The organism is Streptomyces sp. NPDC107581 (genome assembly GCF_055657175.1).
The window spans coordinates 251,889-265,285 of the sequence record NZ_JBVKBH010000015.1; the positions used below are offsets into that span (position 1 = coordinate 251,889).

Here is a 13,397-nt window from a genome sequence, read left to right on the forward strand (position 1 = left end):
ACGGTCCCCCAGGGGCGCGGGTCAGAGTGCGGTGGCCACGCGCTCGCGCGGTGGTGTGGTCGTGGACGGTGCCGGGGCACGTCGGCGGCGGACGGCGGTGAGGGTGCCGAGCAGGGCGAGCACCAGGAGCGAGGCGCCCCCGACGGCCGTGCCCAGTCGTAGGCCGGGTGGATGGAAGGTGCAGGTCAGCGAGGTCGAGGTGCCGTCGAGTGGGACGGCGATCAGGCCGTGGAACTCCCCCGCCGGCCGCTGGGCTCCGTCGCCCGCGGCACAGCGCCAGCCGGCGATACGGGGGGCCGCGACGACGGCCGTTCCCCGGCTGCCGGGCGGGAGCTCGGCCCGGACCGTGCCGTCGGAGACGGTCACCCGGGTGGCGCCGGTGGCCTTGAGCCGTTCGACCGCGGTGTGCAGCCGGGCGGTGTCCAGACAGCCGACCGCGCCGTCCGGGACGACGCTGTTCCTGTCCGGCGACAGTTCGATGCGCAGCCGGCCGGAGGCCGGAACCGTGCCGAGCCGCTGCATGGGCGCGATCTTGGTGACGGGGTGGTCGGACCGGAACCGTCCGGTCGGGTCCTGCGCCGCGGCACCGGCGAGCCGCGCGGTGCCCGAGAGATGCGGGGCCCAGAGGTACACCTCGCTGCCGGCCGGGCAGCGGGCCGTGACCGTCGGCTTGTGCACGGCGGTCGCGGCAGGCAGCGCGCCGATCCGCAGGCCGGCCCGGTCGTCGTCGCTGCGGCTCGGCACCCGGCCGACGCTGGTGCGCACGGTGAGGCGGGGCACGGTGTAGACGCGGGCGCCCAGCAGCAGCTCCTGGTTGCGGTAGGGCGACGGACCGAACGCGGAGAGACCGGCGTGCGCGGCGGCACCGGCCGGACGGACCGTCACCAGGGGCGGGACGTCCTGGCGGGAGACGGTCACCCCGCTGCCGTCCTGCGGGAACCAGTTCTGGTGCGGGTCCGGCGGGGAGTGCACCCGCGCGCCCACCGAGAAGATCGCGTCGGTGACGGCGTTGTCGAGGCTCTGGAGGTTGCGGCCGCGCGAGGTCCAGCCGTCGCCGAGCGCGGTGAGCACACGGCTGAGGACGTCGGAGGTCAGGCTGCTGTAGTACTGGGCGCCCTCGCCGCCGACCAGCATCGGGTCGTTGCCGACGGTCTGCTCGCGTCCGGGGTCGGTGCGGTACCGCGGCCAGCCGTCGGCCTCCGAGACCGCAGCCGACTGCCGCTGCTGGCGCTGTCCCCAGGGCGCGTAGTCGTCCATGTGCGCGAGGCGCATCCGGGTGGCCACGGCGGAGGTGGCGGCCGTCTCGCCGAGCTGCGCGCCGAGGAGGAGAACGACCGCCAGGCCGGCCAGCCGGGTGTGCCGGCCCGCGTCGGCGCGGGCCAGCAGGACCAGTCCGCCGAGCGCGCCGGCGGTGGCGAGCAGCAGCACCGGCCAGGCGAAGGTGCGTACCAGTGCGCTGCGGCCGGCGACGAGGGCGATCAGGGCGAGGAGCCCGGCCGCCGCCGCGAGGGCGCGCCGGTCGGGCAGGCCGTACGACAGCGCCTGCCAGGCGGCGATCACCAGCAGCCCGCAGAGCACGAACGCCTGCCGGTAGGGGCTGCCCTGCGGGGTGGCGAAGGCGTGCCAGACCAGGTGGGTCGGCCCCCACTGCAGGGACAGGGCCACCGCGAGCACCAGGACCGTCCAGCCCGTGCGCACCCGGACCGGGACCGCACGGTGGAAGGGCAGGGCGAGGGCGAGCAGCAGGGCCGTGATGCCCACGTAGACGGCCGGAGAGGCGAAGCCGTACGTCGCCGGCAGCAGCCGGGCCAGCAGGTCCTCGCCCGCCACCGGGGCGAACTCGTGGACGCGGCCCGGGTAGGCGTGCTCGGTGCCGAAGTAGACGACCGTCACCAGCGGCGCCGCGAGGCCGATGCCGAGCACGACGGTGAGGATGGCCCGGCCGGCCGCCGCGAGCGCCCGGCGGCGGGGCAGGTCCGCCAGCACCAGACGGAGCAGCAGGACCAGGCCGGCGCCGAGGGTGGCCATGTAGGCGGTGTAGAAGTTGGCGGTCCAGGCGAGGGTCACGACGAGGACGCCGAGGAAGCGGCGTCGTCCGGCCAGCGCCCATTCGCCGACCAGGCAGAACAGGGGCAGCGCGATGAGGCCGTCCAGCCACATCGGGTTGTAGGAGGCGTCGGCGACGCTCCACCCGCACAGCCCGTAGGAGGTGCCGAGCAGGGCGGCCGCCCACCAGCGGCCGGGGCGCAGGGTGAGCAGCAGGCAGGCCATGGCAGCCGCGGCCGAGGCGGTCTTCAGGACGGTGACGGCGTACACCGCCAGGTCGATCTCGTCCCGCGGGAAGAGGGCCACGAGCAGCGCGAACGGGCTGCCGAGGTAGGTGCCGAGGTCGGGCAGGAAGCTGGAGCCGTAGCCGGACTGCCAGTTGACGAGGAGACCGCCGTGGGCCCTGCCGTGCAGCAGGTCCCACAGATGGGCGTGGAAGGGCACGAACTGGTTGCCCAGGTCGTTGACGCTGCGGGTGCGGGGGCCGAAGGGGTAGCTGCGGGCGAGCATGTCGGCGGCGCAGAACGCCGTGATCGTGAGGGCCGCCGCGAGCAGCGCCGCGGCCCGCATCGGTCGGGTTATTGCTTTCACACCCAGTTCCTGTCCGGGAGTCGTCGCGCGTTGCTGTGAGCAGCGCCACTTTTACCGGGCGAAGTCGGGTGATGCATTTCTGACGGTCCCCCATGGAATGCGCGCCTGATCGATTCGCCGTCTTAGACGGGGCACGTTTCCGGTTGGTTGTGTGCGCACCGAAAAGTGATGCGGCTTCTTCCGAATACGGGAAACACCGTGTGAATTTCATGACGACCGGGAAAACAGCGGCTTTCCGGCAGGTGTTCTCAAGATGAATCGGCCTTCCCCGGCCGCAGTCGCGGTGATCGCGGAACCGGGCTTGACCTGGAGCGCACTCCAGGTTCTACCGTTCTTGTCATGACCAGCGGACAGCCCCTCCCGCAGGACCGGGAGCCGTCTTTGACCATCGCCCAGGTGGCCGAGCGCACCGGCCTGACGCACGACACCCTGCGCTACTACGAGAAGGCGGGCCTGATCGAGCGGGTCGGCCGGACCACCGGCAACCAGCGGCGCTACCAGACGGCCGACCTGGCCTGGCTGGAGTTCCTGCTGCGGCTGCGCGAGACGGGCATGTCGATCGCCGACATGGAGCACTTCGCACGGCTGCGGTCCGAGGGGGACGCGACGGTCGCCGGACGGCTGGCGATGCTCCGCGAGCACCGCGCCGAACTGGCGGACCGCATCCGGGCGCTCCGGCGCAACGCGGCCGCGCTGGACGACAAGATCGATCACTACGAACGGCTGCTGCACGAGCCGCAGCCGGGAACGGACGAGCCGACATGAGCGAGAGCACCACCCGTGACGAGCGCTTCACCCACGGCCTGGAGGTTCTGAAGAGGGTCGACGGCGAGGCCGGTCAGCGCGTCGTCGACTCGCTCGCCGACATCAGCCCCGAGCTGGGGCACCAGGTCGTCGCCTGGGCGTTCGGGGAGATCTACGACCGGCCCCAACTGGCCCCGCGCGACCGCCAGCTGGTCACCCTGGGCATGCTCACCGCGCTCGGCGGCTGCGAGGCCCAGCTGGACGTGCACGTCAACGCGGCCCTCAACGTGGGCCTCACGCCGGAACAGATCACGGAGGCGCTGCTGCACTCCGCCGTCTACTGCGGCATGCCGAAGGCGCTCAACGCCACCTTCGCCGCGAAGAAGGTCTTCGCCGAGCGCGGACTGCTGCCGCTCGGCCGGCAGCCCGCACCGGAGGACGCGACGCCCGCCTCCGCCTGACCCTCGGGCCCGTCCCGGCGTCCGGGATGACGACCTGGCGCAGCCAGCCCGGCCGGCCGCGCACCTGGTTGCTCCGCGACTGTCATGTCCGACATGCCAATGGTTCGAGATGCCGGACACCAATCAGTACCTCGAACGGCAAAATGGAGGGGAGGTACGGGCACGCCGACGGGGCGGACAGACAGGGGTGACGATGGGCGAGTTCTGGCCCGTGGCCGATGTCCTGGCCCACCTGGCCGGACGCTGGCGGGTGGAGCGGACCGTGCGGGATCTGGCGAGCGGGGCCGAAGGGCGCTTCGAGGGGGTCACCGTCTTCGGCCCGCTCGACGGCGGCGGGCTGCTGCACGAGGAGTCGGGAACGTTCACCTGGCAGGGGGTGCAGAGGGCCGCGGCACGGACCCTGCGGTTCCTGCCGGGGAGTGCGCCGGGCACGGCGGACGTACGGTTCGCGGACGGCCGGCCCTTCCACGGCCTGGACCTGAGCACGGGGCGGTACGTCGCCGATCACCCCTGCTCGGCCGATCTCTACCGGGGCGAGTTCACCGTCACGGACACCGACCACTGGCGCACCGTGTGGCGGGTGGGCGGACCGGCCAAGGACCTGCTGCTCACCACCGGCTACGCGCGCGTGCGCTGAGGGGACGCGGCGTCGAAGCGGAGGTTCCAGCGGCCCGCCCGACCCGTCACGGTGGTCGTCGACAGCGGACGGACGTCGATGTTCCAGTAGGTCGCGGGCGGAGCCTTGAGGGCGTACACCAGGGCGGCGCGGATCACGGAGGGCTCGGCGACGGCGACGATCCGGCCGCCGTCGTCCACCGGGCGGGTGTCCAGCCAGCCGCCGACCCGGGATATGAAGGCCAGCAGCGATTCGCCGCCGTGCGGGGTGGAGCGCGGATCGGCGAGCCAGGCGTCCACGGCGTCCGGTTCGCGGGCCATCGCCTCGCCAAGCGTCAGTCCGCGCCACCGGCCCATGTCGCAGTCGCGCAGGGCGAGCTGGACCAGCGGGGCGTACCCGAGAGCGTCACCGGTGGCACGGCTGCGCGGGGTCGGGGAGCAGTAGCGCAGTTCGGCCGCCGCCAGCGGCAGCAGGTCCCCGGCGAGGCGCTGCACCTCGTCCCAGCCGGCCTGGTCCAGCGGCCGGTCGTCCTCGAAGCGCTCCGCGAGCAGCGGGGAACTGCGTGCGGCGGCGACGAACGTCACCCTTAGTGGCATGCGGTGATGGTGGGCCTCGGGTGTCCGCAGGTCAAGGGCTGCCACCTGTGAGTCACCCGGGGTGCGCGAGCGCTCACGGCCTGCCCCTCGACGGATGACGGACCGGGTCGGCCCGGGGCCCGGCCGGCGGGTGATCCAGCAGGCCGTGGTGCGGACGGGTACGGGTTCCCTTCGGCCGCCGTCGTGCCACAGCCCGCCCGGGAGGCCACCGCCATGTCATGGCCCGCCCGGGAGACCACCGTCATGTCATGGCCCGCCCGGGAGACCGACGTCACGCCACAGCCCGCCGCCTTGCAGGCCGCCGTCACGCCACGGCCCGCCCGGGAGGCCGGTCGGAGTCGTTCGAGGGGCCTGGGCCGGTCGGAATCGTCCGAGGGGCCGGTGCGGACCGCCGGGGAGTTCCGCCGTCACCCGAAGGGGAGCAGCATCCACTGGTCGGGGTGGTCCAGCGGCCGGAAGCCCAGCTTCTCGTACACGCCGTGCGCGTCCTTCGTGGCGAGCAGGACACGGCGCACCCCGAGGGGCCGCAGATGGTCCCGGATGCGGCCGACGAACGCCGTGCCGACGCCCTTGCCGCGCACCGACGGGTCGACGTAGACATCGGCGAGCCAGGCGAACAGCGCGTGGTCGGTCACCACGCGTGCGTACGCGACCTGCTCGCCCGAGGCCGTGGCGTAGACCCCGAAGTTGATCGAGGAGGCCATCGCGCGCTCGTGCTGTTCCCGGGGCCGGTCGATCGCCCAGTAGGCGTCGTTCGACAGCCAGCCGTGGACGCGGCCGACGTCGACGCGGTCGGTGTCGGTGGAGAACTCGTAGCCGTCGGGGAGTTCAGGCGCATCGTTCATGCGGAGATCATCACGGACGCCCCGTCCGGCGTCGAACGGATTTGCCCGGCCCGGGCCACGGCCCTGCCCGCCGGACCCCCACGCCGCCGCCCGGGCCACCGTCCGCCCCTCGGGCCTCCGTCCCGCCCACCCGAGCCGGGGTCGCCCCCGCCCGTCAGGCCTCCGTCCCGCCCACCCGGGCCGGGGTCGGTCCCGCCCGTCAGGCCTCCGTCCCGCCCACCCGGGCCACGGTCGCCCCGCCCCTCGGGCCACCGGCCCTGCCGCCGGACCACGGTCGCGCGCCCGGACCACGGTCGCCCCTCCTAGAGCACCTCGTCGCACGCCGCCCGCAACCGCCGTACCCCCTCCGCGATCTCCCCCGTGCCCGCGACCGCCGCGAAGCTCAGGCGGAGGTGGCTCGCCGGGGGTTCGGCGCTGAAGTAGGGGCGGCCCGGGGTGAGGGCCACCCCCGCGCGCAGGGCGGCGGCGGTCAGGGACGTCTCGTCGGTGCCGTCGGGCAGGCGGAGCCAGAGGTGGTAGCCGCCGGACGGGATGTACGGCAGGACGAGTTCGGGAAGGTGGCGGGCGAGCCCGGCCGTCATGGCGTCGCGGCGGGTCTTCAGCTCGGCCGACAGCGCCCGCAGATGGCGGGGCCAGGCCGGGGAGCCGACGAGTTCCAGGGCGGCCTCCTGGAGCGGCCGGGGGACGAAGAAGCTGTCCACGACCTGGATGGCGCGCAGGCGTTCCAGCACGGGTCCGCGCGCGGCCAGCGCGCTCACCCGGAAGCTGGGCGAGGTCGCCTTGGTCAGCGAACCGACGTGGACGACCACACCGTCGGGGTCGTCGGCGGCCAGCGTGCGGGGCAGCGGGCCCGAGTCGGCGTGCACGAGCCGTCGTACGTAGTCGTCCTCGATGACGAACGCGCCCGCGGCCCGGGCGATGCGCAGCACCTCGGCGCGGCGGTCGGGGGCGAGGACGGCACCGGTCGGGTTCTGGAACAGGGGCTGGCAGACGAACACGCGGGCGCCGGTGGCCCGGAAGGCGTCGGCGAGCAGGTCGGGCCGCACGCCGTCGGGGTCGACCGGCACCGGGACCGGGCGCAGTCCTGCCGAGCGGGCCAGCGCCAGCATGCCCGGGTAGGTGGGTGACTCCACGAGGACCTGTGCGCCGGGGGGCGCGAGCGCCCTGAGAGCGGTGGCCAGGGCGGACTGCCCGCCGGCGGCGATCAGCACCTCGGCGGCCGTGACCGCCCCGCCGATCCCGCGCGCGAACCACTCCCGCAGCTCCGGCAGGCCCTCCAGCGGGGGCCTGCCCCAGGCGCCGGGCCGCCGGCCGGCCCGGGCGAGGGCCGCGGCCATCGCCCGCTCGGGCTGGAGGGAGGGATGGGGGTAACCGCCGTTGAACTCCAGCACGCCCGGGGGCGGTGCGGCGAGGCAGATCGTGACGCCGGAGGCGTCCACCGTGCGCGGTACCAGGTCGGCGGCGCCGTCGGCACTCAGCGCGACCTCCTGCCAGGAGGTGTCCCCGGCGGGCTGGGCGGCGGCGTGCGGCCGTGCGCGGAAGGCACCGGCGCCGGGCCGGGTGACCACCAGCCCCTCGGCGGCCAGCTGGGCCAGGGCCCGGGAGACGGTCACCGGGCTCACCCGGAACCGTTCGACCAGCGTCCTGCTGGACGGGAGCTTTCCACCGAATGAGTAGCGGTCGAGCTCCTGCCGCAGCTGTTCTGCCAGTTCACCAACGCTGCTACGCTCAGACATGAGAGCACAGAGTAGCGCTACTACCGCGACAGCGATAGCGGTCCCCGCTCCCCGCGAGCACCGGTCCCACGGCACCGGGCTGGCCGCCCTCGGCGTGACGGCCTTCTCCCTCACCTTCCCGTCCACCGCCTGGGGTCTGGAGAGCTTCGGCCCCTGGTCCCTGGTGGCCCTGCGCAGCGTGCTCGCGGCGCTCGTCGCGGGCGGGTGTCTGCTGGCCCTGCGGGTCCCGCTGCCCGAGCGGCGGCACCTGCCGGGTCTCGCGGTCGTCGCCGCGGGCGTGGTCCTCGGCTTCCCGCTGCTGACCACGCTCGCCCTGCAGACCTCGACCACCTCGCACGCCGCCGTCGTGGTGGGCCTGCTGCCGCTGACCACCGCCGTCTGCTCGGCGCTGCGCACGGGCCACCGGCCCGCACGGCGGTTCTGGCCGGCGGCCCTGGCCGGCGCGGCGGCCGTGCTCGCCTTCACCGTCGGCCAGAGCGGCGGCGCGCTCACCGTCGCCGACGCGTATCTGTTCGGCGCGCTGCTGGTGTGCGCGGCCGGGTACACCGAGGGCGGGCGGCTGGCCCGGGTGATGCCCGGCTGGCAGGTCATCGCGTGGGCGTTGGTGCTGTGCCTGCCGCTGAGCGTGCCGACCGCCGCGCTGGCGCTGTCGTACGAGCCGGTGCGGCTGACGGGGCACGGTGTGGCGGGTCTGGTGTGGGTCTCGGTGGTCTCGCAGTTCCTCGGTCTGGTCGTCTGGTACCGGGGCATGGCGGCCATCGGCATCCCGAAGGCCAGCCAGTTGCAGTTGGCCCAGCCGCTGCTCACACTGGTGTGGTCGGCGCTGCTGCTGGGCGAGCACCTTACGGCGGCCGCTCCGCTGGCCGCCGTCGCCGTGCTCGTCTGCATCGCCGTCACCCAACGGTCGTGACCGTGAGGAGGGCCTGATGCGCGCAACCGTGGGCGACCAGCTCGTCCAGCACGGCAGGGTGGTCGGCGAACACGACCACATCTCGGAAGTCGTGGAAGTCCTGGGTCCCGAGGGCACGCCACCGTACCGCGTCCGCTTCCAGGACGGGCACGAGGCGATCATGTCCCCCGGCCCCGACTGCCAGGTCAAGCACACGCACGAGGAACACCACTAGATCAGCGCGGTGGCTTCGCCGGCTGCCCGTAGTGGTCGGCGACCACCCGCGCCATCGCCCCGATCGGATCCGCCGCCACGTCCTTGGCGGCGAAGAACATGTGCCCGCCCACCTGCGGATACCGCGCGGCGAGCGTGAGATGCCGGGACAGTTCGACCGGGTCGCGCCAGGCCGAGGGCTCGCCGGTGGCGCCCGCCCGGTAGAGCGCTTCACCGATGTAGAGGTGTGTGCCGGTGCCCTCGGCGACCTTCGCCCACCACTCGACGAGCGTCGCGTAGTCGGCAGTGGCGAAGCCGATGTGCCAGTACAGCTGCGGGACGACGTAGTCGATCCAGTGGTTGCGGACCCATGAACGTGTGTCCGCGTGCAGGTCGTCGTAGGTCTGCACGCCCGCCCGCGTGTCCGAGCCCCGGGGGTCGGTCGTGGCGTTGCGCCACACGCCGAAGGGGCTGATGCCGAACCGGGTGCCGGGGCGGACCCGCCGGATGCCCGCCGCCGTCTCCTGCACCAGCTTGTCGATGTTGTCGCGGCGCCAGGCGGCCCGGCCGGCGAAGTCGCCGCCGTACCGGTCGTAGGCGGCGTCGTCGTCGAAGGTCTGACCGGCGACCGGGTACGGGTAGAAGTAGTCGTCGAAGTGGACGGCGTCGACCGGGTAGCGGGCGACCGCGTCGAGCATGGCCTCCTGGACGAAGGCGCGGACCGCGGGCAGGCCCGGGTTGTAGTAGAGCTTGCCGCCGTACGACACCACCCAGTCCGGGTGCCGGCGCGCCGGGTGCGCGTCGGCCAGCCGGCCCGGGTCGGTGTGGTTGGCGATGCGGTACGGGTTGCACCAGGCGTGCAGCTCCAGCCCCCGGGCGTGGGCCTCCTGCACGGCGGTGCCCAGCGGGTCCCAGCCCGGATCCCCGCCCTGGGTGCCGGTGAGGCACTCGGACCAGGGCTCGTACGGCGAGGGCCACAGGGCGTCCGCGGTGGGCCGCACCTGGAGGAGCACCGTGTTGAGCCGGTCGCGGGCCGCCCTGTCGAGGTGCGCGATCAGCTCGGTGCGCTGGGCGGCGGCCGTGAGGCCCGGCCGCGAGGGCCAGTCACGGTTGGACACGGTCGCGAGCCACACGCCCCGCATCTCGGCGGCCGCGCGCGGCCCGCGGCCGTCCGGGTCCCGCCGGGCGGCGGGCACGGCCGCGGCCGCGTGGGTCATCGCCAGCGTCGACAGAGCCGCCAGCCCGAACGCGCGTCGTGAGATTCGCCCCATCTGCACACCCCCATACGCTCCGGATCCGCTGCGTCACGGATCGTTACGCGCCCCAGGATGCCCCCACCCGGGCGATCGATCATCGATACTTGGCGGTAACGTGCACGATCGGAGCAGGCACCGAACCCGGAGATCCTGCCAGAGCCGGAGAACCAGCGAAGGGGACGATGTGACGGGCATCCCAGGGGGAGACATTGCGCGCGTCGGAGTCGTGGGCTGTGGCCAGATGGGCGCGGGAATCGCCGAGGTCTGCGCCCGCGCCGGACTGGATGTGAAGGTCGCCGAGACCACCGGCGAGGCCTTGGAGATCGGCCGTACCCGGCTGTTCAACTCCCTGGCCAAGGCCGCCGAGCGCGGCAAGATCAGCGAGGAGGAGCGGGACGCCACGCTGGCGCGGCTGAGCTTCACCACGGACCTGGGCGAGTTCGCCGACCGCGATCTGGTGATCGAGGCCGTGGTGGAGAACGAGCAGGTGAAGACGGAGATCTTCCAGGTGCTCGACCAGGTGGTGACCCGGCCGGACGCGATCCTGGCCTCCAACACCTCCTCCATCCCGCTGGTGAAGCTGGCGGTCGCCACTTCGCGGCCCGACCACGTGGTCGGCATCCACTTCTTCAACCCGGCGCCGGTGCAGAACCTGGTCGAGCTGATCCCGGCGCTCACCACCTCCGAGGGCACCCTCGGCCGCGCCCAGCTGTTCGCCGAGAAGGTGCTCGGCAAGCACGCCATCCGCGCCCAGGACCGCTCCGGGTTCGTCGTGAACGCGCTGCTGGTGCCCTACCTGCTGTCCGCGATCCGGATGTTCGAGTCGGGCATCGCGAGCCGCGAGGACATCGACAACGGCATGGAGATGGGCTGCGCGCACCCGATGGGTCCGCTGAGGCTGTCCGACCTGATCGGTCTGGACACCATCGTCTCCATCGCCAACTCGATGTACGCCGAGTACAAGGAGCCGCTGTACGCCGCTCCCCCGCTGCTGCAGCGGATGGTCGAGGCGGGGCGGCTGGGGCGGAAGACGGGGTCGGGGTTCTACACGTACTAGCGAGTGCGGCGGCGCCGCCAAGTGGCGCTGTTCCAGGGCGCATTCACCCGGACCAGCACCCATGGCGGCGCTGCCGTGGGGGGCTCTCGCGGCGCCCGCCAGGTCCTCATCCGTGCCTCCTCGCCCAGTCCATGTGGACTGCACGGAGACACAGCCTGGCGAGCGGCATCCACCGACGCCAAATAGGCTCCGACCTGGGGTTTTATGTCTTTCGAAGCTGTCAGGGTCTTTCCCTCTTACTCAGCGGAAAATCCCTGAAAAATCCCTGGGACAGAGCGGAAAATCCCTGAAAAGTCCCGGGTTCGGCGCGTCCCGTCGCCCTCGCGACAGCCTCCCGTTGTCGGATCCGAGTGCCATGAGGGCCGTCACGGACGAGGACACGTTCTGGGCGCTGATCGAGGAATCCGACCGGCCGGGCCTGACCCTGATGCCGATGGCCTCGCGGCGGGCCTTACTGCTCGGCTTGCGGCCGGGCCGAGTGTCCTTGATCGCCGAGTTCGCCGAGTAGTTTGCCCGGGCGCTGTACCGGTTGGCCCTGCAGGAGTACGGCCATTGCCTCTCCGGCGACGCGTTCCTCTACGCGCGTGCGGAGACGCGGGTACGGACGGCCTCGACAAGCTCGTCGTCCATCATGGCCTGTCGCCCCAGCCGGCCCGGTTCGAGTAAGACTCGTACGAGTAGCGGGTGCTGCGATCGCACTCCTGGCCGGTGAGGGCCTTGTACGCCCGGTCTGGCGCGTAGAGCAGAGCTCGGCCCACATCAGGCCCGCGGCGTACGTCGTCGTCGCCGACGGATGCGAAGCCTACCGGCGGGTACTGCGGGATCCCGCGCGCTTCACGATGGACCGTGTTCTGCCCCCGCCGGCCATGCCGGAGGACGTCGCGGCAGTCGAACGTGCGGTCAGCCGCCCCATACCACAGTTGCTGCGGCGCCTCTACCTCGAAGTCGCCAACGGCGGCTTCGGAGTCTGGAAATGCCTCTCGTTGACGGACACCGGCAATTGGTTCAGCAACGAGCGGGACATGATCGAAGCCCACCGGCTCTTCTCGACGAAGGACGACTCCGGCATCCCCGCCGCACCCGAGGAGGTCCTCCCGCTCATGGACCGCGGCTGCTGCATGTGGACCCTGATCGACTTCAGCACTCCTGAGGGCCGCCTCTGGGACTGGGATGCCACACCGAACGTGAACTCAACAACCGTGCAGGCCAAGGTGGTTCGGTACAGTGAAGGGCTCCTACGCACTGGATCAGGCCTTGGGGAGGCATGCATGGATCCGTCCCTTGTTGATGCGATGATGCCGAGCTTGACGGCGGCCGTGACCGCCTACGGAGCGAACGTCTTGGTGCGTGCCGAAGACGCGGCAGCCGTGGAGACCGTGCGCCTCGGACAACGGTTGCTGGCGCGGTTGCGAAGGAACGAGGACGTGCAACCCCGAATCGATGTCGCCGTTGAGGATCTGGCGAGTGCCCTCGACGATGAGGACTTTCTCGGCGCATTGCGCGCCCAGATAAAGAAGGCCCTCGTGGAGGACGCCGACTTGGCCTCAGACCTTGAGAAACTTCTGGCTGGATCGCCTGTGACGGCTCAGGCAACCGGCGCACGTTCCGTCGCCGTCGCGCACAATGACGGAGTGATCTCCACCGGCGACAACGCGACCATCCAGAGGTAGGTGTGGATCAGGGCTTCGAACGATCCATCTTCGTCGGGAACAACACCGGGGTCGTGTCCACCGGCGACAACGCCTCGATCACCCAGATCCCCCTTGCGCCGGGCGCACCGAAGCCGGCAGCAGCGGTGCCTGCTCCCCCCGATGTGTTCGGGTTCCACAGCGGCAAAAGCCCGGTTTTCCAGGGGCGGACCGCCGAGCAGAAACGCTTGAAAGAGATGCTCAACGGGCCCCCCGGAGCGGTCGTTGTGATCACCGGATGCGGCGGCCTGGGCAAAACGTCGTTGGCCGCGCAAACAGCATCCGAGTACCGGGGCAAGTACAACCCCGTTTGGGAAATCTCGGCCGGAGACCCGACTCAGATCGAGTACGGCCTGTCCCGGCTGGCCTGTCGCATCGACCCTGGGCTGGCCGATCAGCCAAGCGAAGTGGCTGCAGAGTGGGCGCGAGCCTGGCTCCAGACTCATGACGACTGGTTGCTCGTTCTGGACAACGCCTCATCACCCAGGGACGTACGCGCCCTGCTCAGCCGGGTCTGCTGCAGGTTCGGGTGACAGGTTCGGTCACGCGGCCTGGAGGGCCGGCGTGGTCATGACGGTCTCGAATTCGACGGGTGTCAGCCGGCCGAGTGAGGCTTGTCTGCGGCGTCGGTGGTAGGTCCGCTCGATCCAGGTCACGAT

14 protein-coding genes are annotated in these 13,397 nt (G+C 72.1%); 9 read left to right on the forward strand and 5 right to left on the reverse strand.

Annotated features, from left to right (window positions below; genetic code table 11):
- Nucleotides 1-21 precede the first annotated feature (21 nt).
- Complete coding sequence (locus ACZ7P3_RS32830) at nt 22-2,616, reverse strand: YfhO family protein (protein ID WP_472087231.1); 2,595 nt, start codon at nt 2,614-2,616, stop codon at nt 22-24.
- Between the two features lie 360 nt (nt 2,617-2,976).
- Between ACZ7P3_RS32830 and ACZ7P3_RS32835 the strand changes: the two genes are divergently transcribed.
- The 3 genes from ACZ7P3_RS32835 (at nt 2,977) to ACZ7P3_RS32845 (ending at nt 4,479) form a co-directional block, all read left to right on the forward strand.
- Nucleotides 2,977-3,402 (forward strand): MerR family transcriptional regulator, encoded by a 426-nt coding sequence (locus ACZ7P3_RS32835; protein WP_472087197.1) that lies wholly within the window; start codon nt 2,977-2,979, stop codon nt 3,400-3,402.
- On the forward strand, nt 3,399-3,842 hold the full coding sequence (locus tag ACZ7P3_RS32840; RefSeq protein ID WP_472087199.1) for a carboxymuconolactone decarboxylase family protein: 444 nt from the start codon (nt 3,399-3,401) through the stop codon (nt 3,840-3,842). Before ACZ7P3_RS32835 ends, ACZ7P3_RS32840 begins: the two co-directional genes overlap by 4 nt.
- Before the next feature lie 193 nt (nt 3,843-4,035).
- On the forward strand, nt 4,036-4,479 hold the full coding sequence (locus ACZ7P3_RS32845) for a DUF6314 family protein (RefSeq protein WP_472087201.1): 444 nt from the start codon (nt 4,036-4,038) through the stop codon (nt 4,477-4,479).
- Here ACZ7P3_RS32845 and ACZ7P3_RS32850 read toward each other — a convergent pair.
- The 3 genes from ACZ7P3_RS32850 to ACZ7P3_RS32860 all read right to left on the reverse strand — a co-directional run bounded on the left by ACZ7P3_RS32850 (nt 4,461) and on the right by ACZ7P3_RS32860 (nt 7,635).
- Entirely contained in the window at nt 4,461-5,054 is a 594-nt protein-coding gene (locus ACZ7P3_RS32850; RefSeq protein ID WP_472087202.1) for a histidine phosphatase family protein, read from the reverse strand. The genes ACZ7P3_RS32845 and ACZ7P3_RS32850 overlap by 19 nt on opposite strands.
- Nucleotides 5,055-5,461: 407 nt before the next feature.
- Complete coding sequence (locus ACZ7P3_RS32855) at nt 5,462-5,899, reverse strand: GNAT family N-acetyltransferase (protein ID WP_472087204.1); 438 nt, start codon at nt 5,897-5,899, stop codon at nt 5,462-5,464.
- A gap of 302 nt (nt 5,900-6,201) precedes the next feature.
- Entirely contained in the window at nt 6,202-7,635 is a 1,434-nt protein-coding gene (locus ACZ7P3_RS32860; RefSeq protein WP_472087206.1) for an aminotransferase-like domain-containing protein, read from the reverse strand.
- Here ACZ7P3_RS32860 and ACZ7P3_RS32865 point away from each other — a divergent pair.
- Together ACZ7P3_RS32865 and ACZ7P3_RS32870 are read left to right on the forward strand one after the other, a co-directional pair.
- The gene (locus ACZ7P3_RS32865) at nt 7,634-8,545 is read left to right on the forward strand and encodes a DMT family transporter (RefSeq protein WP_472087208.1); all 912 of its coding nucleotides are present in this window, start codon (nt 7,634-7,636) and stop codon (nt 8,543-8,545) included. The two genes, ACZ7P3_RS32860 and ACZ7P3_RS32865, sit on opposite strands and share 2 nt — an antisense overlap.
- Nucleotides 8,546-8,561: 16 nt before the next feature.
- On the forward strand, nt 8,562-8,759 hold the full coding sequence (locus tag ACZ7P3_RS32870; RefSeq protein WP_472087210.1) for a DUF1918 domain-containing protein: 198 nt from the start codon (nt 8,562-8,564) through the stop codon (nt 8,757-8,759).
- A gap of 1 nt (nt 8,760) precedes the next feature.
- On the opposite strand, the gene ACZ7P3_RS32875 is transcribed toward ACZ7P3_RS32870, so the two are convergent.
- Nucleotides 8,761-10,008, reverse strand: a complete 1,248-nt coding sequence (locus ACZ7P3_RS32875; RefSeq protein WP_472087211.1) for a glycoside hydrolase family 10-like protein — start codon at nt 10,006-10,008, stop codon at nt 8,761-8,763.
- A gap of 169 nt (nt 10,009-10,177) precedes the next feature.
- Between ACZ7P3_RS32875 and ACZ7P3_RS32880 the strand changes: the two genes are divergently transcribed.
- From ACZ7P3_RS32880 to ACZ7P3_RS32895, 4 genes are all read left to right on the forward strand, one after another.
- On the forward strand, nt 10,178-11,050 hold the full coding sequence (locus tag ACZ7P3_RS32880) for a 3-hydroxybutyryl-CoA dehydrogenase (protein ID WP_472087213.1): 873 nt from the start codon (nt 10,178-10,180) through the stop codon (nt 11,048-11,050).
- 355 nt (nt 11,051-11,405) lie between these two features.
- Nucleotides 11,406-11,558: a hypothetical protein gene (locus ACZ7P3_RS32885; RefSeq protein WP_356123985.1), complete on the forward strand. Its 153-nt coding sequence runs from the start codon at nt 11,406-11,408 to the stop codon at nt 11,556-11,558.
- Between the two features lie 358 nt (nt 11,559-11,916).
- Entirely contained in the window at nt 11,917-12,720 is an 804-nt protein-coding gene (locus ACZ7P3_RS32890; protein WP_472087215.1) for a hypothetical protein, read from the forward strand.
- Between the two features lie 2 nt (nt 12,721-12,722).
- Nucleotides 12,723-13,271, forward strand: a complete 549-nt coding sequence (locus ACZ7P3_RS32895) for a hypothetical protein (RefSeq protein WP_472087216.1) — start codon at nt 12,723-12,725, stop codon at nt 13,269-13,271.
- Nucleotides 13,272-13,397: the final 126 nt, after the last annotated feature.